Raw genomic sequence first — 24,387 nt, 5'->3', positions numbered from 1 at the left:
TGACAGAGTGACGCCACTCACATAAGAATGTGAATTCACAGTCGCTAACACGGGTGGTGACGTGCACATCGTTCCGGCAAGAGACCGGTATACCCCACACTTTCTGTCTGGAAGAAGGCATCACATGGCTGAGTGGCCAATCAACGACACTGTGTCGAAGGTGTTTCCTCTGTACTCCCGCGCGAACGTCGGCGAGATCTTCCCCGATCCGATCAGCCCGTTGAACGCGTCGGCAGGGTTCCAGCACAATCTCGAACCGGGTTGGCGGGATGCCTTCGTCGCCTGCAAGGTTTGGGATCACGACCTCTACGACGCGAACGTCGAGAAGAACATCCTCCCGGCCTTCGGCAGCTACCTGTACATCAACATGTCGCTGATGCGGCTGTTCGGCGTCCGGGTGCCGGGAATGTCTCCCGAAGCGGTCGATCTGCAGTACTTCGGCGACATGCCCGGCATTCCCAGCTATGAGAGTGAGAAGCGGGACTTCGACGAGAACCCGGACTTCGCTGCCCGCGCCGGTTCCTGGCTGGTCGAGGAGGTCATCGGGGCCACCGGTCTGCCCGAGTACGACGCCGACCGCCAGGACGTGCTGCGCATCCGCGCCGACCGGCCCGACATGAGCACACTGACCGATCAGCAGCTGCGCGAGCGCATTACCTCCTTCGATTACATCCTGCGGCCGCTGTTCAAGCGCCACATCGAGGCCAGCCTGAAGTCCGGTGTCGGCCTGGGTGCGGTCGCCCAGATCGCGGCGGCGGTCGGCCGCCCCGAGCTCGCCCTGACCCTGGTCGGCGGCATCGGTGACGTCGACTCCACCGGACCCTCCAAGCGGATGTGGACCCTCAGCCGCGCCGCCCAGGATTCCGCTGTCGCCGCCGTGTTCGACGAGGGTGTCACCGGTCTCTACGACCGCCTGGCAGCGAGCACCGAGCCCTCTGTCGTTCAGTTCCGCGCCGATCTCGACGCCTTCCTGTCGGACTGGGATTTCCGCGGTCCGGCCGAATGGGAAATCCGCGCCCAGACCTGGGGTGTGAAACCGGAACTGGCACTGGGCACCATCGACCGCATGCGGCAAGTCGGTGAAAACGAGGCACCCGAAGGTAAGGGCACCATCCGGGGTGAGGAACGCGAAGCGGCGGCAGCCCTGGTCCGCGAGCTTCTCGCCGGTGATCCCGAGACTCTCGCCCAGTTCGAGGCGACCCTGTCCGCGGCCGCGCTGTGGTTGCGCGGCCGTGAACGCGCCCGCACCACCGCAGCCATGGTGATCCATGAAATTCGGCTTCCGGCACGCGAACTCGGTCGTCGCGGGGTCGAGGCGGGAGCGCTCGACAGTATCGAGCAAATCTTTATGCTCTTCGCCGACGAGCTGGACGCCTACATCGCGAACCCGGCAGCATTCACCTACACCCTCCGCGAGCGGGAGAAGAGCTACATCAGCCTCTTCGACGTCAAGCCGCCGTTCGTGGTGTCCGAGGAAGTGCCGCCGCTCGAGAACTGGGAGCTGCGTAGCGGCGCCGCCGGCGCCATGCTGACCACGGGCGAGTCGATCGTCGGTGTCTCCGGCTGCACCGGTACCGCCCGAGGTGTGGCCCGGGTGCTGACCAGTCCGGACGACCCGTCGGCTCTCGAACCGGGCGAGATCCTCATCGCACCGATCACCGACCCGTCCTGGACTCCGCTGTTCGTCGCCGCCTCCGCGGTGGTCGTCGACGTCGGAGCCCCGTTCTCGCACGCAGCTATCGTCAGCCGCGAGATCGGTATCCCGTGCATCGTCTCGGCCACCGATGCGACCAAGCGGATTCCCAACGGTGCTTTGGTCGAGGTCGACGGCACCACCGGCATCGTCACCGTGATCGACACCCCCTGAGCTAGTTCCTGTAATACACCGGGAGCCGGGTGGTTCCGCGGCGGCGACAGCCCGCGGAACCACCGGCCCGACCACTCGTGCCCCTCGCGCGGCGCACCCCGCACTACCCGGTCCCGCGCACCGCGGTCGACCTTCTCGTGCCACCGGCGGATTTCGTCCACGCGCCCACACTGCTGCGGCGCGGGCCCGCACCTCCGTCACGCGCGGGTCCCTCACTCCGCACACCGCGTCTGTTCCGACACTTCCGTGACACCCAACCTTTGGCAAGGAGTTCTCCCGTGCCGAGGGGCGTTCCTCGAAAATGCTTTTCGTAGTCGGCCTGCTACTCGTCGCGGCCGCGGCCGCGATCCGCTTCCTGCTCGTCCCCAGCGCCACGAAACTGCCCACCGACCTCGACAGCACCGCTCAGTACACCGGCACCGCCGACCTGCTCAACGCACAGGCGTTGGAAAGCGGCGACATCGCCAACGCCGTTGCCCGCGACGTGCCCGTCACGATCGATCGCCACATCTACGTCTCGAGCAGCACCGGCGACACCGCCGTCACGCACGACGACACCACCTTGAACACCCCGAGCGGGGCCATCCCCAACGATCACACCTACGCTCTCGACCGCACCACCCTCGACAGTGCACCGGCCCCGTCCGGCGAAGCCGTCGAAGACCACGCCGGTCTGACGATCTCCTTGCCCCTGCACCCCGCGGCCTCCTCCGACTTCCAGTTCTACGACACTGCCACCCGTACCACCGTCCCGTTGACCTACGTCGACAGCGGTACGGTCTCCGGACGCGACGTGCACAACTACACCGTCGACGCCCAGGGCCCGCTCGCCGACCCCACCGTGGCCGCCAGCCTGCCACCGGCACTGCCGAAGTCGCTGCTGACCAACATCCTGCCGCTGCTGCCGGCGAACACCGCCGCCGAGATCGGTGGCGCCCAGGACACCCTGGCTGACCCGGTACCACTGAACTACACAGCCGAGACCGCCATCACCCTGGCCGCCGACACCGTCACCGGCGCACCCCTCGACGCCACCCTGAACCAGAAGGTCATCGCGAACCTCGACCTCAGCGGACGCACTGTCAGCTTGATGCCCGTGCTAGCCATCGACACCGAACTGACCGATGCCTCCGTCGCCGCCAGCGCAGCAGCCTCCGCCAAGGCCAGCTCCCAACTGACGATGATCGGCACTTACGCGCCGCTGTCGTTGCTCCTACTGGGTGCGGTGTGCATCGGGGTGGCCTGGATTCGCCGCCACTCGAAGCGCACGTCCGTAACCAGTTCCCGGCTCGACGAAGACGAAGTGGCACCGCTCGGCTGAGCGCAATTCCGCGGTAGGGGCGCGTCGCGGCATCCGCCCGACGCGCCCCACCGCCCTTGTTCGGAAAGGCCATCATGCACGCCAACGACCTCACCGCAGCGGGGGTGCAAGCCCGGCTACACGCAGCGAATCAACTGCCCACTGGCACCTCGATCACCGCGATCGACGTTCACCCGGTGGGTACCGGGCACGTTGCCGACAGCTACCGGATCACTCCGACCTACACCGACGCCGGGGGAGGGCCGTCGAGCATCGTCACCAAGGTCACCGCGGACGGCCCGCAAAGCCGCGCCGCCGGCCGCAGCGAATTGAACTACGTGCGCGAAGTCCAGCACGCCCGCGACTGCAACGCCGCCGGCGAACTGGACCTCGAACCTAAGCCGGCCGATGTCTGACCCCCGCACGGCACCCGGACTCGACCAACTCGGCTTCTACACACTCGGTGGGCATGTCGAAAATCCCCGGCAGATGCTCACCGAACTCGCCCAGGCCGAAGACCTCGGACTCGGTCAGGCGTTCCTGTCCGAACGCCTCAATGTGAAAGAGGCCTGCGCACTGTCCGGTGCCGCCGGCGCGAGCACCGAATCGATCGGGATCACCACCGCCGCCACCAATCACAACACCCGGCACCCCGCCATCACCGCCGCATTCGCCACCACGATGCACCGGCTCACCGGCGGCCGATTCACCCTCGGACTCGGCCGTGGCCTGCGCCCCCAACTCGCCGGACTCGGCCTACCGCCGGTAACCACCCTTCAACTCGAGGCCTTCGCCGCGCTCATGCGCAGACTCTGGCGAGGCGAGACGATCCGTGACTACGACGGTCCCCTGGGGGCCTTCCCCAAAATCACCCTCAACGAGGACTTCGACGAGCACATCCCACTCGGAATCACCGCCTTCGGTCCCTCCACCCTGGCACTGGCCGGACGGGCATTCGACGTCGTCGTCCTGCACACCTTCTTCAGCGACGACACCGTCCGCCGATGCGTCGAAGCAGTCCGGACAGCAGCCGAGCAGGCCGGCCGCGACCCGGCCGCGATCAAGATCTGGTCCTGCTACGCCACGGTCACCACCGATCTGGGCGAGGAAACGGTCCTGCTCAAAACAGTCGGCCGCATGGCCACCTATCTGCAGGTCTACGGTGACCTGATGGTGCGGACCAACAACTGGGACCCCGCCGACCTCGACCGGTTCCGCAACGCCGACGTCGTCCGCGGACTCGGGCGATTGGCCGATGAACTGCGCCACATCGACACCCTGAGGGCGCTCGAGAAGACTATTCCCCGTTCGTGGTTGGACTGCGCAGCAGTCGGGACCGCGGCCGAATGTGCCCGCAAGGTACGAGGTCAGTTCGATCTCGGTGTCGACGGCGTCATCATGCACGGGGCAACTCCCCTCGAGCTCACTCCGATCGTCCACAGCTACCGCGATCAATTCGCAAGGCCCACAGCAGCGATCGAATCCGTCTGAATCGCTCACTTTCGGACGGGGTCGGCGGGGCACGCCGACCCCATCCGCGTCGTCCCGTGAAAACATCCGTGAGCCCGGACGCGCCTCCGGCCCAATTGGACCGGAGGCCGGCACCCGCACCACGCCCGCATCGAAGCCCGCCGGCTACCGCTCCGCCGCCACGTACGACGATCGCGCACAGGAGCGTGACTCGGCGCGGGAGCTGGACAGGATGGTCGAGGACGCCGAACTCACCCGTGCTCGGAAAGACTTGGAGCGGGCCTTCCCGCGAGCAACCGTGCCCGAGGTCTCCGAACGTAAACGCGGGGACTTGCCGATTCCGGATTCGATTCGCCAGCCGCCGAGTTCACGTCAGCGCAAGGTGCGCTCGGTCAATAAGCACGAGGCGCAGTCGCGGTTGCCGGCCGTCGGTTACACCGCGGTGAAGACCCTGATCGACGACCCGGACCGGTGGAACACCGTCGGCGAGGCGTTGTCGACGGCACGCGGAGACGCCCAGCAACTCGAGGAGGAGACGCGGTCCCAGGTCCAGCGCGTGGACCGGGCAATTCGGACCGCGGAACGGTGGGGCGACCGCGGCCACATCCTCTACTGCGCGGTCACCCTCCCACACCAGGTGCCTCAGGAAGCGGTCAACCTTCCCTCGACCCTGCAGCCGGGTGCGCGACTGGATTTCGAGCATACATCAAGGCTATACACCGTGTATGGATTCCTTGTACGATGCTGGTCATGAGTAATGACAAACCCGCGCGCGCTCGCCGCGCCCTGTTCGACGACGAACACGAAGCCTTCCGTGACAGCTTCCGCGCCTTCCTGGAATCGCGGGTGGTGCCGCAGTACGCCCAGTGGGAGCGCGACGGCATCGTGCCCCGCAAGGTATTCCGCGAAGCCGGCGACCTCGGCTTTCTGGGAATGGAGATCCCGGAGGAGTACGGCGGTGGCGGAGTATCGGACTTCCGTTTCAACGCGGTGATCGCGGAGGAGATCGCTCGCACCGGGACGGTCTCGGTCGGCATCAACTTGCACAACGACATCTGCGTCCCGTACTTCCTCGCGTACGCCGACGACGAGCAGCGGAGACGTTGGCTGCCTGGTCTGGCGTCGGGCGAGCTGATCGCGGCGATCGCGATGACCGAACCGGGCACGGGTTCGGACCTTGCGGGCATCGGCACCACGGCGATCCTCGACGGTGACCACTACGTGCTGAATGGCAACAAGACGTTCATCTCCAACGGGCACAACGCCGATCTGGTGATCGTGGCGGCCCGCACGGAGCGCGAGGCTGACCGCCACGGCGGTCTGTCGCTGATCGTGGTCGAGCGGGATACTCCCGGCTTCGAGCGGGGGCGCAACCTCGAGAAGATCGGTATGCACGCGCAGGACACCGCGGAGCTGTTCTTCGACAACGCCCGGGTTCCCGCGGCGAACCTGCTCGGCAAGCCCGGCAGCGGTTTCCGCTCGCTCGTCTCAAATCTGGCCCAGGAACGCATGACGATCGCCGTGGCGAGTATCGCGTCCGCCGCGCAGGCCCTGGAGTGGGCAGTGGACTATGTGAAAGAGCGCCGCGTCTTCGGGCGCAGCGTGGGGAGCTACCAGAACACCCGATTCGTGCTCGCGAGCATCAAGACCGAGGTGGAGGTGATGCAGGCCTTCGTCGACGGCTGCGTCACCGAACTCGTCGCCGGCACGTTGACGCCGGAACGGGCAGCGATGGCCAAACTCGCGGCCTCCGAGCTGCAGGGCACCGCCACCGACCGCTGCCTGCAGTTGTTCGGCGGCTACGGCTACATGACCGAGTACCCGATCGCGCGGGCCTACGTCGATGCCCGGATCGGGCGCATCTACGGGGGCACGAGCGAGGTCATGCGGGAAATCATCGGCCGATCGATGGGCCTGTGATCATGAAGCGCACCATTTTCGAACCCGAACACGAACAGTTCCGCGAGGCGGTTCGCGCCTTCCTGATCAAAGAAGCAGTGCCTCACTCCGACGAGTGGGAAGAAGCGGGGATGGTCGACCGCGATTTCTGGCGCCGGGCGGCGGCACAGGGTCTCGTCGGATTCGCCGCACCCGAGGAATTCGGGGGCGGCGGACTGCGCGACTTCCGTTTCAACGCGGTACTGAACGAGGAGGTCGTGCGGACCGGGACTGTCGGTGACGGGTTCTCCCTGACGAACGATATCGTCCTCCCGTACTTCCTCGACCTCGCCGACGAGGCGCAGCAGAAACGCTGGCTGCCCGACATCGTGAGCGGTGAGCGCACGATCGCTGTGTCGATGTCCGAACCGGGGACCGGATCGGATCTGCGCGCGATCAAGACGACTGCGCGCCGCGAGGGACCCGGCTGGCGGATCACGGGGTCGAAGACGTTCGTGACCAGCGGCATGCAGGCCGACCTCGTGATCGTCGCCGCACGGATCCCCGACGAGGACGGCGGCGGCTTCGGCCTTTTCGTCGTCGAGGATGGGCAGCCGGGCTTCGAACGCGGACGCAAGCTGTCGAAGATCGGGCGCAAGGCCCAGGACACGGCCGAATTGTTCTTTCAGAACGTCGAGGTGCAGGCCGAGAACGTGCTCGGCGAACCGGGCAAGGGTTTGCGCTATCTGATGGCGAACCTCGCCCAGGAGCGGCTGTCGATGGCCGTTGTCGCGGTGGCGAGCGCCGAGTACGCCCTCGAGCTCGCGTTGTCGTACGCCAAGGAGCGGCGCGCTTTCGGCAGTCCCATCGGCAGCTTCCAGGCAAATCGGTTCACATTGGCCGAATTGTCGACCAAGGTGCAGATTGCGCGGATCTATCTCGACCGCTGTCTCGACGCGCATGGGAACGGTGAGCTCACCGCGGCCGATGCGGCAGGGGCCAAGTTCTGGACCACGGAGCTCGAATTCGAGGCCCTGGACACGTGTCTGCAGTTGCACGGCGGGTACGGCTACATGGAGGAGTACGAGGTGGCCCGGCGCTGGCGGGACTCGCGGGTACAGCAGATCTACGGCGGTACCAACCAGATCATGCGCGAGATCGTGGGACGCTCCCTGGGACTGTGAGAACACCACATGAGGGCGGGCCGGGGAAGAATTCCCGGCCCGCCCTCATGTGGTTGCGAAAACTATTCTGCAGCAGCGCCGCTGGAGACTAACCTCTCGATCTCGGCGGCGCCGTAGCCGGCGTCGATGAGGATCTGGCGGGTGTCGGCACCCGGCTTGCGCGGCGGTCCCGGTTTGGTGGCCGGTGCCCCGTCGAAGCGGGGAGCCGGGGCGGCTTGCACGACGCCGTCCACCTCGACGAACGTTCCGCGGGCGACGTGGTGGGGGTGTGCGGCCGCCTCGGCGAGTGTGAGGACGGGGGCGTAGCAGGTGTTGCGGCCGAGTAGCAGGTTGTCGAGTTCGGACCGGTCGAACGTGGCGATCCGCCGGCCGAGGATGTCGCGGAAGTCGTCCCATCGGGTGGTGTCGAACTGGTTGTGGCGCACCTCGGCCGGGAGGTCGAGTGCGTCGCACAGGTCGTGCCAGAACTGATCCTCGATGGCGCCGATGCTGACCCACTTCTCGTCCCGGGTGCGGTAGACGTCATAGAAGAACGCGCCGGTGTCGAGGAGGTGGGTGCCACGGTTCTCGCTGAACGCTCCCTCGCCCCGGAGGCCGTGGAACATTGCCATGAGGGCCGATGCGCCGTCGATCATGGCGGCGTCGACGATGCGTCCCACACCGGTGGTCCGCGCGGACATGATTCCGGCGAGCATGCCGACGGTGAGCAGCATTCCGCCGCCGCCGAAGTCGCCCACGAGGTTCAGCGGCGGGACCGGTGCTTCGCCCCGGCGTCCTATCGCGTGCAGTGCGCCGGTGAGCGCGATGTAGTTGATGTCGTGTCCGGGCATCGACGCCAGTGGGCCGTCCTGACCCCATCCGGTCATTCGGCCGTATACCAGTGCAGGATTGGCCGCCATACAGTCGGCAGGTCCGACGCCGAGGCGCTCGGCCACACCGGGACGGAACGTCTCGATGACCCCGTCCGCACTCGTGCAGAGCCGGCGCATGATCTCGGCGCCGTCGGACGATTTGAGATCGACCGCGATCGACCGGCGACTACGGAACATCACCCCGTGTCCGCTGGCGGCCCAGGGGTTTCCGCCGGGGCGGTCGACGCAGATCACCTCCGCGCCGAGGTCTGCGAGCATCATCCCGGCGAACGGGCCGGGCCCGATCCCGGCGAGTTCGACGATCCGGACACCGGCGAGGGGAGCCTGAGTCGTATCTGCCACGTCAGCCTGCCTTCGCGACGACGGGCATTCCGCCCTTGTTGGCTGCGGCATCGGCCCCGACCTCGTCGGGATTGGCGACGGCCTTCGCCTTCTCCGACTCCGGAACTGCGATCGCGGCGTTGAACTGCTTCAGGATTCGGAAGGTGGCCGCCTCGTCGTCGTGCGGAAGGATACGTCCGACGCGGTTGGACAAGGTCAGCAAAGGCTTGACCGCCGGCAATACGAAACGCCACGGTGTGGGTTCGATGTGCAGGTCCTTGATGACACTCGCCGGCAGCCAGGTCGACAACATTCCGTAGGCGAGCTTGAGGCGGCGGTCGGTGGTCATGAACTTGGCGACGGGTGCGGGCAGCACCTCCACGTCTCCCGGAGGATTCTCCACGCTGAACTTGATCACGGAATGGACGACGTCACGGCACAGGTCGTCGGCGGGCTGCTCGACGAGGGTGTGGAAGTCCGTCTTCTTCCGGGCGTCGTCGTAGTCGGTGTGCAGGATGTCTTCGGGAACCCCGATCACCCATCCCACGTAGCGGCTGAGGGCGAAGATGTCCTCGATTTCCCTATCGGTGAACCGGATTCCGGAGCTGTGCACGGCATCGAGGAATTTCACGCCGAACTGGCCGGCCTGGGTAACCATGGAGTCGAGATTGTTGATCGGGATACCCCAGTTTTCCCAGTCCCAGGCGTCCGATCGGCTCAGGCCGTGACGGACTGCCGCGTGAATCATGCGGACCTTCGCGGTGAGTCGGAATCCCTCCTCGAAACGGCCCATGCCGCCGGGTGTGTAAGCGGCGACGACGTAACGAAAGCTCTCCACAAGACGGGTACCGACATGGTCGGCCTTCCGCAACCGGCCACTGAACAGGACCGGCCGGGTGGCGCTGTACATCGAGAATCCGCCGGCGATGGTGGCCCAGGCGAGGATGGGCGGAACGATGGGCCCGGCCCGCCAGAAGGCGACGGCGCCGCGGTAGAGCTGGTCGAAGTCGACCCAGTCCGGGATGTGATCGAGCTGCCGGAACAGCTCCACCATGCCGGCGGGCGGGTCGTCCAGGGCATCGATGCCGTGCTCGAGCGCAGTGTCGAAGGTGCGCCAGTTGGCGCCCGTGGACTTGTCGCGGAAGTCGCGCATGGCCCGGTACGCGGCGTCGTCCGCGAGAAGCGCGTGATCGGTCAGCTTCTCGGCGAATTCGCGGCCGTACATGGCGATTGCCCTGTCCCGATTGTTGATCCGGCCGAGATCGATGCCGCGTGGCAGACCCTCTGGCACGTCGAGTGCGCCCTCGCGTCGTGGTGTCTCGGTGGTGGCAGTCATCCCTACTCCTCACGTCTGAGCTGTGTATTCGGCCGGACGGATGGGCGGGCACTTCCGCCCGGCCCGCCCCCTGTGACCTCCATTACAAACAGCGTAGGGCAAACTGAACACCTTGTCTACACGCACTGTATGGTGCTGTTATTCAGTGGTACTGCGAGCTCGAATCCGAGCTCGGTCGTAGGTGGTCGTCACCATCGGAGAAACGAGGCACAGTAATGACACGACATCTGGTCGAGCCCGTCACCGCCGGTCACGAGGTTTTGCACACTCTCATGGAGAGTCGATGGAGTTGCCGGGGGTTTCGGCCCGACCCCGTGCCGAGGGAGGTGATCACCGCGATCCTCGACACTGCCCGGCGGGCCCCCTCGTGGTGCAACACGCAGCCGTGGCATCTCCATATCGCGGAGGCGGAGGCGACGAACCGCTTCCGCGCAGCACTGACCGAACACGTCGGGCAGGCACCGGCAGAGAACCCGGACATCCCCTTCCCGAAGGCATACGAGGGGGTCTACCAGGAGCGCCGGCGTGCCAGTGGATGGCAACTGTACGAAAGCGTGGGTATTGCCAAGGGGGATCGGATCGCGTCCGCGCGTCAGATGATGCGCAACTTCGAGTTGTTCGATGCGCCGCACGTCGCCATCGTCACCACCGAGGCCGCGCTCGGGACGTACGGCGCCGTCGACTGTGGGGTTTTCGTCAACAGCTTCCTGCTGGCCGCGCACAGTCACGGTATCGGCACGATTCCCCAGGCCGCGCTCGCCAGCCAGGCACCCTTCATCCGCGAGTTCTTCGACATCCCGGAAGGTCGTCAGGTGCTTCTGGGCATTTCCTTCGGATACCCGGACACGGACCATCCGATCAATTCGTATCGGACGGAGCGGCAGTCGAGCGACGAAGTCGTGACCTGGCTGGAGAGCTGAGCCGGTCAGAAAATGCGCCGGGCCTTCATCTCGGGAAAGACGTCGGCGATGCGCACGACGTCACCCGTGGTGGGGGCGTGGATCATCTGACCGTTACCGATGTAGATGGCGACGTGCCCGGGACCGCCGGACTGCCAGTTGCCGAACAGCAGGTCCCCGGGTCGCGCCTGATCCATCGGTATCTCCTGCCCGACGTTCCACTGGGTCTCGGATGTCCGTGGCAGCGCGATGCCCGCGGCGGCATGGACCGCGAACGACGTCAGGCCGGAGCAGTCGAATCCACCCCCGGAGGGGCCGTTGACGTTGCCGCCGCCCCACACGTAGGGCAGACCGAGGTAGCGGACGGCCGATTCGACCACCCGCCCACCCACGCCGTCGCCCAGCGGAATCCCGATGAGCGGCGCGAGCAGCTGCGCGAAGGACAGTTCACTGCCGCGGATCTTTGCGACGTACGGCTTGGTCTGGTTCTCGTAGTCCGGGCTGCCGGACGGCATTCCGCCCGACCGCAATACGGCACCGGATCCGGCGTTGTACGCCGCGATGGTGAGGTCGAGGGTGTCCCCGGATACCCGGCCCTGGCGTTTCCAGGCGTCGATCTGTTCGTAGGTGTCGCACAGCAGGTTTCCCGAGGCCATCACGGGGTCTGCGATGCCGAGCACGTCCGCCTTGCCGTCCTCGTCGGCGTCCTTGCCGTAGATCGCCCAGGTGCCGGGCATGAATTGTCCCGGCCCGAGTGCGCCGGCCGGGGACACCGGTGCGGTGGGCCCGTACCGGAATCCGTTCTCGGCGGCATACAGCGCTGCGAGGGTCGCGGGCTTGATTCCGTCACAGATCGCACCGGCCTTGCGCAACCACGGTGCGAACAGTGCGATCGCCCCCACCGGGGCGAGCGAGGCGCGCGGAAAGGCGGCCGGAACCGGTTGCAGCACAGCACCGTCGCCGATCGAATCCCCTTCCGGTGAGGGCGGGCTCGACAGGAACATCAGCGCCGGCGGAGCGGGGTCCGGCACCGGGGTCTCCATGACCGGCTCCGCAGGCGCCGCCGGTTCAGGAGCGGGTGCCGGGGGAGTCAGGGCACCGGGTGGCAGATGTGGTTCGAGCGCAGCCGCTGCTGCGGCAGCGATGTCGTCCACCGCCTGCTGCGTCGGGGCGCGTACCGGCTCGGGCAGCGCCGAAATCAGGTCGGACACCTGCTGGTCCGCGGTGGCCGGCGAATAGGACTCGAGGGTCTGCGTCGCCTGATCCTTGATTTCCGGTGGGGCAGCGGTGCCTTGGATGAACGCACCTGCTGCCGCGACCGCGGCGACGATCAGGGTCGACGGATCAACGGACATCGACCGCACCTTCCAACGGCGCGGTGCTGTCGTCGTACAACCAGCCACCGGAATTCTCGTCGAGGCTTTCCTGGATCGCGATCTGAGCGTTCTCCGGCAACGTGTGCATGATGTGCCGGACCCGCTCCTGCCGGCGGGCGACGGCCTGCCGGTACGGCATCCCCGGGGTGGCCTTCATCTGCGGGACGATCCCCTCGACGTCGTCGACGCCACCCGCGTGGTGGCCGGCGTCGACCATGGCCTGCTCGGCGGCCATGGTGGCTTCGTCCTTTTCCTCGGACATGCCGATCGGGCCGATCATCGTGCCGTTGAGGAACTGCTTGACGACTGGCTGGTCACTGGTGAGCAGCACCTCGCGGGGTCCGAACATCACCAGTTTCCGGCGGAAGAGCATGCCGATGTTGTCGGGCACCGTACGGGCGAGGTTGATGTTGTGCGAGACGATCAGGATTGTTGCGTCGATCTCGGCGTTGATGTCGATCAACGTCTGCGAGATGTAGGTAGTGCGGACGGGGTCGAGACCCGAGTCCGGCTCGTCGACGAGGATGATCTGCGGGTCGAGGACCAGGGCGCGGGCCAGGCCGGCACGCTTGCGCATACCACCGGAAATCTCCCCCGGCAGCTTCTCCTCGGCCCCGAGCAGGCCGACGAGTTCCATCTTCTCCATCACGATCTTGCGGATCTCGGATTCGGACTTCTTCGTGTGCTCGCGCAGCGGGAACGCCACATTGTCGAAGAGGTTCATCGACCCGAACAGAGCGCCGTCCTGGAACAGCACACCGAACAACTTCCGGATCTCGTAGAGCTCCTTGGACGAGCACTCGAGAATGTTGGTGCCGTCGATCACGATCGAGCCCTGCTCCGGGCGGAGCAGACCGATCAACGACTTCAAAAACACCGACTTACCCGTACCCGACGGGCCCAGCAACGCACTGACTTCACCGGCAGGAAGCGTCAGCGTGACGTCCTGCCAGATCCTCTGCGAGCCGAACGACTTGGTCAGTCCTTCGACGGATACTTCGACACCCACGACAACCTCCAGTGATTAGGGACCGGTCCGAATGGCTCGGACCGGGGTTGGCTGGGCGACGAGTGTGCACGCAGGACGAAGCGGCGCCATGGGATTGCATGGGGCTCGTCCACTGTGGCGAATGCCCAGCGTTGATCGACTACCGAGATATACCACCACACGTCGTCTCGGCGTAAGGACCAATTTGCCGATATTCGGATCCAGTTGCATCGAAGGCTCTCTCGACGGGGCGAGCGATTTCGTGTCTTCGGCCCGCCATTCCTGAAGGGTATAGACAGAGAATATGAACACAATGTATGGTCGCGATGTGCTGCGGCGAAGCAGCCATTCAGCGAGAACAAGGAGTCTTTCGATGCCGGCCACTGAAGCGCTGATCTTCGACGCGATCCGGACGCCACGGGGGAAGGGGAAGCCGGGCGGTGCTCTGCACACCGTCAAACCGATTGATCTGACCGTCGGGTTGATCGGTGATCTCCTCGACCGCAATCCCAGCCTGGATCCGAATCGTGTCGACGATCTCGTGCTCGGTGTGGTCTCCCCGGTCGGCGAGCAGGGTGGAAACATCGCTCGCACAGCGAGTATCGCTGCCGGTCTGCCCGACACGGTCGCAGGGGTGCAGCTCAACCGTTTCTGCGCCTCGGGTCTCGAAGCCGTGAACATCGCAGCTCAGAAGGTCCGTTCGGGATTCGAAGACCTCGTGTTCGCCGGTGGAGTCGAATCGATGTCCCGGGTACCGATGGGGTCCGACGGCGGTGCGTGGATGGACGACCCGGCCACGAATTTCGCCAGCCATTTCGTGCCGCAGGGCGTGGGTGCCGACCTGATCGCGACGATCGAAGGCTTCACCCGCGAGGACGTCGACGCCTACGCCGTTCGTTCCCACCAGCGCGCAAGCCGGGCTCAGCAGGAGGGGCGATTCGACCATTCGACCGTCCCCGTCCGTGACCTGAACGGCCGGGTGGTGCTCGATACCAACGAGATGATCAGGCCGAGTACGACGGTCGAATCGCTCGGTGGTCTGAAACCGTCGTTCGCCGCCCTGGGCGAGTCGGCCGGGTTCGATGCGGTTGCGCTGCAGAAGTTTCACACGGTCGAACGCATCGACCACGTTCATCACGCAGGTAACAGCTCCGGAATCGTCGACGGTGCTTCGCTGTTGGCGATCGGAAGCGAGGACGTCGGGCGCGAACTCGGGCTCACGCCGCGCGGACGCATCGTGGCAACCGCGGTGTCCGGTGCCGATCCCACCATCATGCTCACCGGCCCTGCGCCCGCCTCGTGGAAGGCGCTGGCGAAGGCCGGACTCACGCCGGCCGACCTCGATCTGGTCGAGATCAACGAGGCCTTCGCCTCGGTCGTCCTGCGATTCGTGCGTGATCTCGACCTCGACCTCGACAAGGTGAACGTCAACGGCGGCGCCATCGCGATGGGGCACCCACTCGGTGCCACCGGCGGCATGATCGTGTCCACGCTCCTCGACGAATTGCATCGCACCGGCGGACGGTACGGCCTGGTCACCCTCTGCGTGGGCGGTGGCATCGGCATCGCGACCGTGGTCGAAGCACTCCAGGCAAGCTGAAACCGGAAGGACCACAAAGGCTATGAGCCAGAACACAATCATCGGCTGGGAACGTGACGACGACGGCATCGTCGTGCTCACGATCGACGACCCGACTCAACGCGTCAATACGATGAATGCAGGATTCGTCGACGCGCTCGGCGCGGCACTCGACCGCATCGAGAACGAGCGCGACACCATTACCGGTGTCGTCGTCACGTCCGGTAAGGACACCTTCTTCGCTGGGGGAGATCTCAACGATCTGCGGGACGCATCCAAAGATCGCATCGACGAGTTCGCGACCTTCGTGGACCGCAACAGCGCGCTGCTGCGCCGCCTCGAAACAATCGGACGGCCCGTCGTCGCGGCGGTCAACGGTTCCGCGCTCGGCGGCGGACTCGAACTCGCCTTGGCTGCGCACCACCGCGTCGCGCTGGACGGCCCGCGCAGCTTCGTCGGATTGCCGGAGGTGACGCTGGGTCTGCTGCCCGGAGCCGGCGGCGTCGTCCGCTCGGTGCGGATGCTCGGCGTCGAACGTGCACTGTCGGAACTTTTGCTGCAGGGACAGCGCCGCACCGTCCGATCGGCGCACGAACTCGGGATCATCGACGAGCTCGTCGAGTCGAGGCCGGACCTGATTGTCGCGTCGAAGAAGTGGATTCTCGCGCACCCGGACGCGGTCCAGCCGTGGGACGTGAAGGGATTCCGCATTCCCGGTGGAGCGCCCGGTGACCGCAGCGGACAACTGCATTCCCGGCTCCCCGCGATCCCCGCGCTGCTGCGCAAGCAGTTGAAGGGAGCGCACTACCCGGCCCCGCAGAACATCGTCGCGGCAGCCGTGGAGAGCGCGCAGGTCGACTTCGACAACGCGTTGCGGATCGAGGCCCGCTACTTTCTCGACCTCGCGACCGGGCAGATCGCCAAGAACATGATTCAGGCGTTCTTCTTCGACATGCAATCCGTGAATGGCGCTCGCGGTCGCAGCGCCGATCGCACGCCGTGGCGCGCGCAGAAGGTCGTCGTCCTCGGGGCAGGCATGATGGGTGCCGGAATCGCGTACGAGTGCGCCCGAGCCGGAATCGACGTCGTCCTGAAGGATGTGACACTCGACGCCGCGGAGCGAGGGAAGGGCTACTCGCGCAGGCTGATCGACAAGCAGATCGCAACGGGCAGGACGTCGACGGAGAAGGGTGACGCGCTCCTCGCGCGCATCACGCCCACCGACCGCCCGGAGGAAGCCGAAGGCGCCGATCTGGTGATCGAGGCCGTGTTCGAGGATCCCGCCGTCAAGGCCCAGGTGCTCGCCGAGATCGAACCCCACCTCGCAGACGGCGCCCTCATCGGATCGAACACGTCCACCCTGCCCATCACGGGGCTCGCCGAGAACGTCGGCCGACCCGAAGATTTCATCGGACTCCACTTCTTCAGCCCGGTCGACCGTATGCCCCTGCTGGAGATCATCAAGGGGGAGAGGACCTCCGCCGATACGCTGTCGCGGGCACTGGATCTGGCGAAGCAGATCGCGAAGACCCCGATCGTCGTCAACGACAGCCGCGGATTCTTCACGAGCCGCGTGATCGGCACATTCATCAACGAGGCCATGGCGCTGCTCGGGGAGGGGGTGCCGGCGACGACGATCGAGCAGGCGAGCTCCCAAGCCGGGTACCCCGCTCCCGTGCTCCAGCTGACCGACGAATTGAACCTCGAACTGCTGCGCCGGGTCCGCGACACGGGTAAGCAGGCCGCCGAGGACGCCGGCCTGGCCTGGATCGGCCATCCCGCCGAGGCCGTTCTCGACCGCATGCTGTCCGAGTTCGGGCGGGCGGGCCGGCTGGCTGGAGCCGGGTTCTACGAGTACGACGAGAACCGCAAACGCACTCGACTCTGGACCGGACTGACGGACGCGTTCGGCGGCGAGAACACCGACGTCCCGTTCGGCGACGTGGTGGAGCGGCTGTTGTTCGCCGAGGTGATCGAGACGGTCAAGTGCCTCGACGAGGGCGTCCTCGAAGCGGTCCCCGACGCCAACGTCGGCTCGATCCTCGGCATCGGATTCCCCGGGTGGACCGGTGGAGTGCTGCAGTTCGTCGACGGATACGACGGCGGTGTGGCGGGCTTCGTCGCCCGAGCCCGGTACCTCGCCGAGACCTACGGCGAGCGCTTCGCCCCTCCGGAATCGCTGCTGCAACTGGTGGACGCGGGCACGACGCTCGCGCGGTCCCGGTCCGCCGAGTTGGTCGGCGCCCCCTAGGCGGCCAGGCGGGCGGGAGCCGATCAGGCCCCGTCCGCCCGGCTTTTCCACGTCTGCCGGCCGCGCGGCCGCGAAGCACGAAGATCGGCCGCGAAGCACGAAGAAGGAGAGAAATGAGTTCGACGATGGTGGAGGTCGAGCCCGGCGTGCGGGTCAAGGTACTCGAGCTGGGTGCCGGCGACCCGGTGCTGCTGATCCACGGTTGGAGCCTGAGCTCCGCGGTCTGGGACCGCCAGATCCGCGTGCTCGCAGAAGCGGGGCACCGCGTGCTCGCGATGGACCTGCGTGGGCACGGTGGATCCGACGCACCGTGGGGTCGCTACGACATCGACCGTCTCGCCGACGACGGCGCGGCAGTCCTGGATGCGTTCCATGTCCGCAGCGCGACCGTTGTCGGCTGGTCGCTGGGCGGTATGACCGCACTGCGGATGGCCCACCGCTACCCGAATTTGGTGGATCGCCTCGTACTCGTCGCCTCCAACGGGGTGGCCGGCGCCCGTCAGCCCGACTACCAGTTCGGCGTGCCGGCCGATGCAGTCGAGGGCGGCATGCATGCGGCTGAGCACTCGGGGCGCTTGGACTACCGGAGACGGGCTGTCGGCGATCCGTTCGGAACACCGCCGGACGCTCAGACCCTCGACTGGCTGCAGCGCATCTCCTTGCAGACGCCGAGCTGGGCGGCCAACGCGTGCATGACCACACTCCTGCGGACGTCCCAGGCGTTCGTCCTGGACGACCTCGATATTCCGGTTACCCAGATCATCGGGACCTCCGACCCGGCGCTGTCCGTCCGTGGGGCGCACTGGGTGCAGGAGCGGATCGGCAGCACCTTGGTGGAACTCGACTGCGGGCACTATCCGATGCTGGAGCAGCCGGACCTGTTCGACGAGGCGCTGTTCCGCGCGGTGACCTTGGTGAAGGAGCCGCACGTTCGACTGGCCGAGGGCCCGTCCAGTCATAGTGTACAGACATAGGATATTCTCGAAATCGTGAGTACACGGCCGGTAGCGCGACAACGACCACGCGCCCACGACGGGCAGCGTGGCGCCGAGGTGGCAGTGTTCGAGGCGACGGAGCAGTTGCTGCAGGAAACCTCGATGCAGGATCTCACCGTCGCGCAGATCATCAAGCGCGCCGGCCTGTCGCGGGCAAACTTCTATCACTATTTCGCATCCAAGTACGACGTCCTCGTCGCGATGATCGCGCGACTGTTCGGCGACGCGTATTCGGAGGCCGTTCCCTGGCAGGCCCCACCCGGTAGGACCCGTGCCAAGTCGATGGATGCGAGCCTGCGGGGCACCATCGACATGTGGTCCGGGCACGGTGGGGTGATCTGCGCCGCGGTGGAGCAGATGCACAGCGTGCCTGCCGTCGCCGCGGCGTGGAAGGTGATGCTCGAGCAGTTCGTCGACGCTGTCGCGGAACAGATCACCCACGAGCGTGCCAACGGTGCCGCACCCGACGGTGCACCGGCGGAAATGATCGCCACCATGCTCGTCGGTGGTGTCGAGCGAACATTCTATGTCGGCTCGAAGGGCCTGGACGAGCGGTTGCCGTCCGCCGAAAGTGCGGTCGAGTCGATCGTGGCACTGACGTTTGCCGCGATCTACGGCAATCAGCGGCCGGTCAAACGCAGGAAGCGGAAAAGGTCGGCGGCGAAGAGTCAGACGGCAGTGCCCACCACCCCTCCCACCGCCGCCGGAGAGGTCACGGCGAACACCGACACCGCAGCCACCATCCTGAAAGCGGTCAATGACCTGCTTCAGGAGGAGAACCTGGACGAACTCAGTGTCGCCCAGATCCTCGAACGGGCCGACGCGTCCCGTGGAACGTTCTACTTCTACTTCGGGAGCAAAGACGACGCATTCGTAGCGTTGTTCAAGGAATTCGCCGAGCGGATCGCAAGCGGATTCGAACTGCTGGTGCAGGTGGACCGGAACGACCCGGCCCGGATCCGGGATCTGGTGGCCGACTGGCTCGACCTCGACGAGGCCACCCTGGCGGTCGCCCGCAACGCCGTCCACGAATGGCCCCGACGTCCGGAACTACGACGTCACTATCTCGACACCATGACGCGCATGACCTCGGCGCTCCAAACCATGATCGAAGCCGACCGCGCGGCCGGAATCGCGGTCGACGGCCCTCCCGCAGCGGAATTCGCTGCCGTGTGCATGTGGACCATCGAACGAACCGTCGCCGGTTCGATGGCGAAGGAAGAGCACCTCGAAGACCTCGGCGCCGTGACCAAACTGCTCGGCGAATTGCTTGTCTCCGCCATATACGGTCTCTGACCTGTGAGTACTTATTAACCGTCGGCGGTCAATAAGTACTCACAGGCCGCAAGGCACGCCTCCTCGCGAAGCGTGCCTTTTTTTGTTTCGGGGGCAGTTGGCGCCGCCTCAGATTTCATTGACATCGCGTCTGAACACTTTGTATTGTCGGTGACATGACTCACACCGTTACCACTCCTGCTGTCGGCGCCGGCGCTATTACGGCCCGCCTCGTCCGTGCCATCGAAGAGCTGACACCGGAATGGATGACCGCAGCTCTCGGTGCCGGCCGACCGGGTGTGCGAGTGACCGCAGTGGATATCGATCGCGTCATCTGGGGCTCGGCAACCAAGGCATTCGCACGGCTCACCTTCGACGGCGATTCGCAGGGACTTCCCGAAAAAGTGTGCATCAAGGGTGGTTTCGATAGCGAAGTCGCGCGTTCGGACTGGGGGCAGCCTACGAACTGGAGGGCTACTTCTACCGCGACCTCGCACCGAACCGGAGCAGGGCATCGTCATCCTCGAAGATCTCACCCCGCGTGGGGCCGAATTCGGCGAAGCGACCAACCTCTGGTCGACCGACAGCGTCGCCGAAACGCACGAGGTGCAGGCCAGCTGGCACGGACCGCTGTGGGGAAGCACCAAGGGTCGGTACGAGTGGCTCCCGATCGGTGTCGAAGCGGCCCGGCAGGCATTCCAGGTCATGCTCAGCCCCGAGCAATTCCACACCCTGATCAGTCGTGACGAGGTTCCCGAACTGTCGCCCGGCCTGCGGGACGACGAAAGAGTCCGACGCGCATTCCGCGCGCTGTGGGAGCACGACGACAGCGCAGTGCACACCATCAACCACGGGGACGCACACTCGCTCAGCTGTACCGGATTCCGGGGCAGGTACCGGCGTTCCTCGATTGGCAGACGGCATGCCTGGCACCGTGGTCGCACGACGTCACCGACTTCATCGGCTCGGCGCTCAGCATCGAGGATCGCCGCATGCACGAACGTGATCTCCTGGCTCACTACCTCGACGCTTTGAAAGCTCATGGCGGTCCGCACATTTCACGAGACGATGCATGGGACGACTACCGACGGCACACCTTGCACGGGTTCGCGTGGATGTGTGTTCCGACGGTGATGCAGCCATCGGAAACCGTTGCGGCCATGGCACATCGATACGCGGCGGCCATCGAGGATCACGACCCGTTCGCATTGCTCTTCGAGGACTGACTTCCCGTCGCCGGCCCGTTGCCGGTCGAAGGTTCCATCGCGCTTCGAGGGGATGGGCCGGAGAAGGTCTCACTGCTGTGTGCACCAGGACTCTTACTGGCCCATCCCCATTTTCGTGTCCGGAATTACTCACCCCCAGTGATTGACATCACGTATGAACACTTTGTATGGTCACTCTATGCAGCAGACCACGACGCCGGGACCGGCGCCCGATTCCTTCACTGACCAAGACCTCCGCGACGCGCTCGCGTCGGCGAATCTGCCCACCCTGCTCGCGGCGCTCGCGCACTTGACCGGCGAGGACCGCTGGATCGAAGAACCCTACGTTCCGACACCGCCGGCGGACCTCGGCGATCACGACTCCGGCGGATTCACTCACGAAATCCAGGACCGTATTCGCGGGGAGGCCTTCGAGGTACTGCGCCGACACCGTGACGGCGAACTCGAGCCCGGTCCAACGCCGGACCCTGCGCGCCTGGTCCGGATACTGAGCGTGGCGCTCGGTGAGCAATTGCCCGCCGACTACGGCAACCTCCTCGGCGAGGAACTCGGGATCTACCCCCGGGCGTCGGTCCCCACGACGACATTCGACGGGGAGGCCCCACTGCGGGTCGCCATCATCGGGGCGGGGCTGTCGGGGCTGTGCCTGGCGATCCGCCTCGAGCAGGCCCGCATCCCCTATGTGATCATCGAGAAGAACGACGACGTCGGGGGCACGTGGCACGAGAACGTCTATCCGGGTTGCGGTGTGGACACTCCGAGCAACTTGTACTCGCTGTCGTTCGCGCTGAACCCGGACTGGACGCGCTTCTTCGCGGGGCGCGACGAACTCGCCGAGTACTGGCGCTCGCTCGCGGACCGGTGGAACATTCGCCGGAACATCCGGTTCTCCACCGAAGCGGTGTCGGCCGACTACGACGAGAGCCGGGCAGTCTGGAAGATCGTCACGCGCGGCGCCGACGGACTCGAGGACGAACTGGACGCGGACATCCTCGTCAGCGCAGTGGGTCTACTGAACCGCCCCAGCGTCCCCGCCATCGCGGGTCTCGACACCTTCGAGGGCCCCTGCCTGCATACCGCGCGCTGGGACCGCGACATCGACATCGAAGGCAAACGCGTCGCGGTGATCGGCACCGGAGCGAGCGCCATGCAGTTCGTGCCCGCCGCCGCCGGAGTGGCGAGCAACGTGCGTGTCTTCCAGCGTTCCCCGCAATGGGCCATGCCGCACCCCAACTACCGTCGGGGCATCCCCGAGGGCATCGCCTTCCTGAACCGCCATGTCCCGCACTACCAGGGCTGGTACCGCCTCCGACTGTTCTGGCGGATGGGCGACAAACTGCACGGACTCCTGCAGATCGATCCCGAGTACCCGCACGCCGACCGGGCGATCAACCGTAGTAACGACAAACTGCGCAAGATCCTCACCGCGCACATCGAGAGCGAACTCGACGGCCGCCCGGACCTGCTCGAGAAGAGCCTGCCCTCGTACCCGCCCTATGGGAAGCGTCTCCTGATCGACAACGGCTGGTTCCGCACGATCCGGCGCGACGACGTGGACCTGGTGACCGAGAACATCGACACCGTCACCCCGCGTGGTGTCCGCACCGCCGACGGCACCGAGTACGAGGCCGACATCATAGTCCTAGCAACCGGATTCGATGCGGTCCAGGTGCTCGGATCGGTCGACATCCGCGGTCGGGACGGACGGTCCCTGCGGGAGTACTGGGGTCACGACGACGGCCGCGCCTACCTGGGCATCACCGTCCCCGGGTTCCCCAACTTCTTCTGCCTCTACGGTCCGAACACCAACACCGGTCACGGCGGCACCGTTGTCGCGGGCACCGAAATCCAGGTGCAGTACGTCACGAGCGTCCTCGCCGAGATGATCGACGAGGGTCTCGCGAGTGTCGAGGTTCGGCAGGACACCTTCGACAAGTACGACGAGGAACTCGGTGAGGCGTTGTCGCGGACCATCTGGACCCACCCCGGCATGACCACCTACTACCGCAACAGCCGGGGACGTGTGGTGACCAACAGTCCCTGGCAGTACATCGAGTACTGGCGACGCACGCACCAGCCGGACATGAACGACTTCGACGTGGAATCAGCGCTGTCGCCGGCAGCCCGCATGGATGGACGCTCAGCATGAAGACCGCAACCCGCACCTCCACCCCTCCCACCCGATCCGCCGTAGCGGCGGTAGACGCCGCCGGCCAGGTCGCCTCGCTGCGATCAACCTTCCGCAGCGGACGCACCCGCTCGCTCACCTGGCGTCGCGCCCAACTCGAGGGTCTCGCCCGGCTGCTCTCGGAACGGGAGAAGGACCTCGCCGCCGCAGTCGAACAAGATCTCGGTCGGTCGGCGATCGGGACGTTCATGGGTGACCTCGCCCCGGTGCGGGCCGAGATCCGTCACACGCTGAAGAACCTCGAGCGGTGGGCACGGCCGCAACGCACCGCGCTGCCTGTAACGCAGCAACCGGGGAAGGCGTGGACCGTGGCGGAGCCGAAGGGTGTGGTCCTGGTGATCGGTGCCTGGAACTTTCCGCTTCTGCTCACCCTCCAACCACTCGTGAGCGCGCTCGCTGCCGGCAATGTGGTGCTGGTCAAGCCGTCGGAGTTGGCCCCGCGCACCGCGCAGGTGCTCGCCGACCTGCTACCGAAGTACGTCGACCCGTCCGCGGTGGTCGTCACCACCGGAGGCGCCGAGATGAGCACCGCGCTCCTGAAGGAGAAGGTCGACCACGTGTTCTTCACAGGATCAGCGCGTGTCGGCCGCCTGGTCGCGACAGCGGCCGCCGAGCACCTCACCCCGGTGACGCTCGAACTGGGCGGCAAGAGCCCGGTGATCGTGGCAGCCGACGCCGACCTCGATGTCGCCGCCCGGCGCATCGCGTGGGCAAAATGTGTAAATAGCGGGCAGGCCTGCATCGCACCCGATTACGTTCTCGTCGAGGACTCGGTGCGACCTGCGTTCGTCGAACGGCTGCTCAGGGAGCTCGACAGGGCGTGGCGCGCGGAACCGACCCGCATCGTCAACGAGAACCACTTCGATCGCCTCACCGCGCTCCTGGACGGGCACGGCGGCGACCCTACGGGCGGGCAACGTGATCGTGGAACCCTCCGGTTCGCCGCCACGGTGGTCACGGACCCCGATCTCGACTCGCCGCTGATGACCGAGGAGATCTTCGGGCCGATCCTGCCGGTGGTCACGGTGAACTCGGTCGACGACGCCGTCGATCTCGTCAACAGCCGGCCGAAGCCACTTGCGCTGTACCTATTCACCGAGGACGACGGCACCGTGCAGACCGTCCTCGGTAACACCTCCTCCGGCTCCGTCGGTGTCAATCACCTCCTCTACCAGCTACTCGTCCCCGACCTCCCGTTCGGCGGCGTCGGTGCCTCCGGGACGGGCGATTACCACGGCGAGCACGGTTTCACGACTTTCAGCCATCGAAAGTCCGTACTGCGCAAGCCGACCAATCCCGATCCGTCCTTCGCCTACCCGCCCTACGGAGCTTTCGCGACCCGACTGCTCCGCCGACTCATGGGTTGATTCCAAGGTAGTGAC

Annotated in this window: 19 protein-coding genes; 15 read left to right on the top strand and 4 right to left on the bottom strand. The window is 66.0% G+C overall.

Annotation, left to right across the window (positions count from 1 at the left end):
- Positions 1-124 precede the first annotated feature (124 nt).
- The 7 genes from R4P95_RS16780 (at position 125) to R4P95_RS16750 (ending at position 7,699) form a co-directional block, all read left to right on the top strand.
- The gene (locus tag R4P95_RS16780) at positions 125-1,867 is read left to right on the top strand and encodes a PEP-utilizing enzyme (RefSeq protein WP_317745880.1); all 1,743 of its coding nucleotides are present in this window, start codon (positions 125-127) and stop codon (positions 1,865-1,867) included.
- 301 nt (positions 1,868-2,168) lie between these two features.
- Positions 2,169-3,188, top strand: a complete 1,020-nt coding sequence (locus R4P95_RS16775) for a porin PorA family protein (RefSeq protein WP_317745881.1) — start codon at positions 2,169-2,171, stop codon at positions 3,186-3,188.
- 74 nt (positions 3,189-3,262) lie between these two features.
- A complete protein-coding gene (locus R4P95_RS16770; RefSeq protein ID WP_317745882.1) occupies positions 3,263-3,583 on the top strand; it encodes a hypothetical protein in 321 nt (106 codons plus the stop codon).
- Complete coding sequence (locus R4P95_RS16765) at positions 3,576-4,658, top strand: TIGR03857 family LLM class F420-dependent oxidoreductase (protein ID WP_317745883.1); 1,083 nt, start codon at positions 3,576-3,578, stop codon at positions 4,656-4,658. Before R4P95_RS16770 ends, R4P95_RS16765 begins: the two co-directional genes overlap by 8 nt.
- Positions 4,659-4,869: 211 nt before the next feature.
- Positions 4,870-5,391 carry a hypothetical protein gene (locus tag R4P95_RS16760; protein ID WP_317745884.1) on the top strand — a complete coding sequence of 174 codons (522 nt, stop codon included), beginning with the start codon at positions 4,870-4,872 and terminating at the stop codon, positions 5,389-5,391.
- Positions 5,388-6,557, top strand: a complete 1,170-nt coding sequence (locus R4P95_RS16755) for an acyl-CoA dehydrogenase family protein (RefSeq protein WP_317745885.1) — start codon at positions 5,388-5,390, stop codon at positions 6,555-6,557. The genes R4P95_RS16760 and R4P95_RS16755 overlap by 4 nt, the downstream gene beginning before the upstream one ends.
- A 2-nt stretch (positions 6,558-6,559) precedes the next feature.
- Positions 6,560-7,699 carry an acyl-CoA dehydrogenase family protein gene (locus R4P95_RS16750; protein ID WP_317745886.1) on the top strand — a complete coding sequence of 380 codons (1,140 nt, stop codon included), beginning with the start codon at positions 6,560-6,562 and terminating at the stop codon, positions 7,697-7,699.
- A gap of 62 nt (positions 7,700-7,761) precedes the next feature.
- On the opposite strand, the gene R4P95_RS16745 is transcribed toward R4P95_RS16750, so the two are convergent.
- Complete coding sequence (locus R4P95_RS16745; RefSeq protein ID WP_317745887.1) at positions 7,762-8,913, bottom strand: CaiB/BaiF CoA-transferase family protein; 1,152 nt, start codon at positions 8,911-8,913, stop codon at positions 7,762-7,764.
- A gap of 1 nt (position 8,914) precedes the next feature.
- On the bottom strand, positions 8,915-10,228 hold the full coding sequence (locus R4P95_RS16740) for an oxygenase MpaB family protein (RefSeq protein ID WP_213576616.1): 1,314 nt from the start codon (positions 10,226-10,228) through the stop codon (positions 8,915-8,917).
- Between the two features lie 215 nt (positions 10,229-10,443).
- Here R4P95_RS16740 and R4P95_RS16735 point away from each other — a divergent pair, with 215 nt between their 5' ends.
- Positions 10,444-11,148: a nitroreductase gene (locus R4P95_RS16735; RefSeq protein WP_213576617.1), complete on the top strand. Its 705-nt coding sequence runs from the start codon at positions 10,444-10,446 to the stop codon at positions 11,146-11,148.
- Between the two features lie 5 nt (positions 11,149-11,153).
- On the opposite strand, the gene R4P95_RS16730 is transcribed toward R4P95_RS16735, so the two are convergent.
- Complete coding sequence (locus R4P95_RS16730) at positions 11,154-12,482, bottom strand: NlpC/P60 family protein (RefSeq protein ID WP_317745888.1); 1,329 nt, start codon at positions 12,480-12,482, stop codon at positions 11,154-11,156.
- Entirely contained in the window at positions 12,472-13,512 is a 1,041-nt protein-coding gene (locus R4P95_RS16725) for an ABC transporter ATP-binding protein (RefSeq protein ID WP_317745889.1), read from the bottom strand. Before R4P95_RS16725 ends, R4P95_RS16730 begins: the two co-directional genes overlap by 11 nt.
- Before the next feature lie 352 nt (positions 13,513-13,864).
- Between R4P95_RS16725 and R4P95_RS16720 the strand changes: the two genes are divergently transcribed.
- From R4P95_RS16720 to R4P95_RS16690, 7 genes are all read left to right on the top strand, one after another.
- Positions 13,865-15,091 (top strand): acetyl-CoA C-acetyltransferase, encoded by a 1,227-nt coding sequence (locus R4P95_RS16720; protein ID WP_317745890.1) that lies wholly within the window; start codon positions 13,865-13,867, stop codon positions 15,089-15,091.
- 22 nt (positions 15,092-15,113) lie between these two features.
- Positions 15,114-17,321 (top strand): 3-hydroxyacyl-CoA dehydrogenase NAD-binding domain-containing protein, encoded by a 2,208-nt coding sequence (locus R4P95_RS16715; protein WP_317745891.1) that lies wholly within the window; start codon positions 15,114-15,116, stop codon positions 17,319-17,321.
- A 113-nt stretch (positions 17,322-17,434) separates the two neighbouring features.
- Entirely contained in the window at positions 17,435-18,295 is an 861-nt protein-coding gene (locus R4P95_RS16710) for an alpha/beta hydrolase (protein WP_317745892.1), read from the top strand.
- A gap of 15 nt (positions 18,296-18,310) precedes the next feature.
- Positions 18,311-19,612 carry a TetR/AcrR family transcriptional regulator gene (locus R4P95_RS16705; RefSeq protein WP_317745893.1) on the top strand — a complete coding sequence of 434 codons (1,302 nt, stop codon included), beginning with the start codon at positions 18,311-18,313 and terminating at the stop codon, positions 19,610-19,612.
- 791 nt (positions 19,613-20,403) lie between these two features.
- A complete protein-coding gene (locus tag R4P95_RS16700) occupies positions 20,404-20,817 on the top strand; it encodes an oxidoreductase family protein (RefSeq protein ID WP_317745894.1) in 414 nt (137 codons plus the stop codon).
- A 178-nt stretch (positions 20,818-20,995) separates the two neighbouring features.
- Positions 20,996-22,966 carry an NAD(P)/FAD-dependent oxidoreductase gene (locus R4P95_RS16695; protein ID WP_317745895.1) on the top strand — a complete coding sequence of 657 codons (1,971 nt, stop codon included), beginning with the start codon at positions 20,996-20,998 and terminating at the stop codon, positions 22,964-22,966.
- Complete coding sequence (locus tag R4P95_RS16690) at positions 22,963-24,372, top strand: aldehyde dehydrogenase family protein (protein WP_317745896.1); 1,410 nt, start codon at positions 22,963-22,965, stop codon at positions 24,370-24,372. The genes R4P95_RS16695 and R4P95_RS16690 overlap by 4 nt, the downstream gene beginning before the upstream one ends.
- Positions 24,373-24,387: the final 15 nt, after the last annotated feature.

The sequence above is a fragment of the Rhodococcus sp. IEGM 27 genome (assembly GCF_033142305.1).
Taxonomy (GTDB): domain Bacteria; phylum Actinomycetota; class Actinomycetes; order Mycobacteriales; family Mycobacteriaceae; genus Rhodococcus_F; species Rhodococcus_F oxybenzonivorans.
This window is presented reverse-complemented; position numbering and strand designations above follow the sequence as displayed.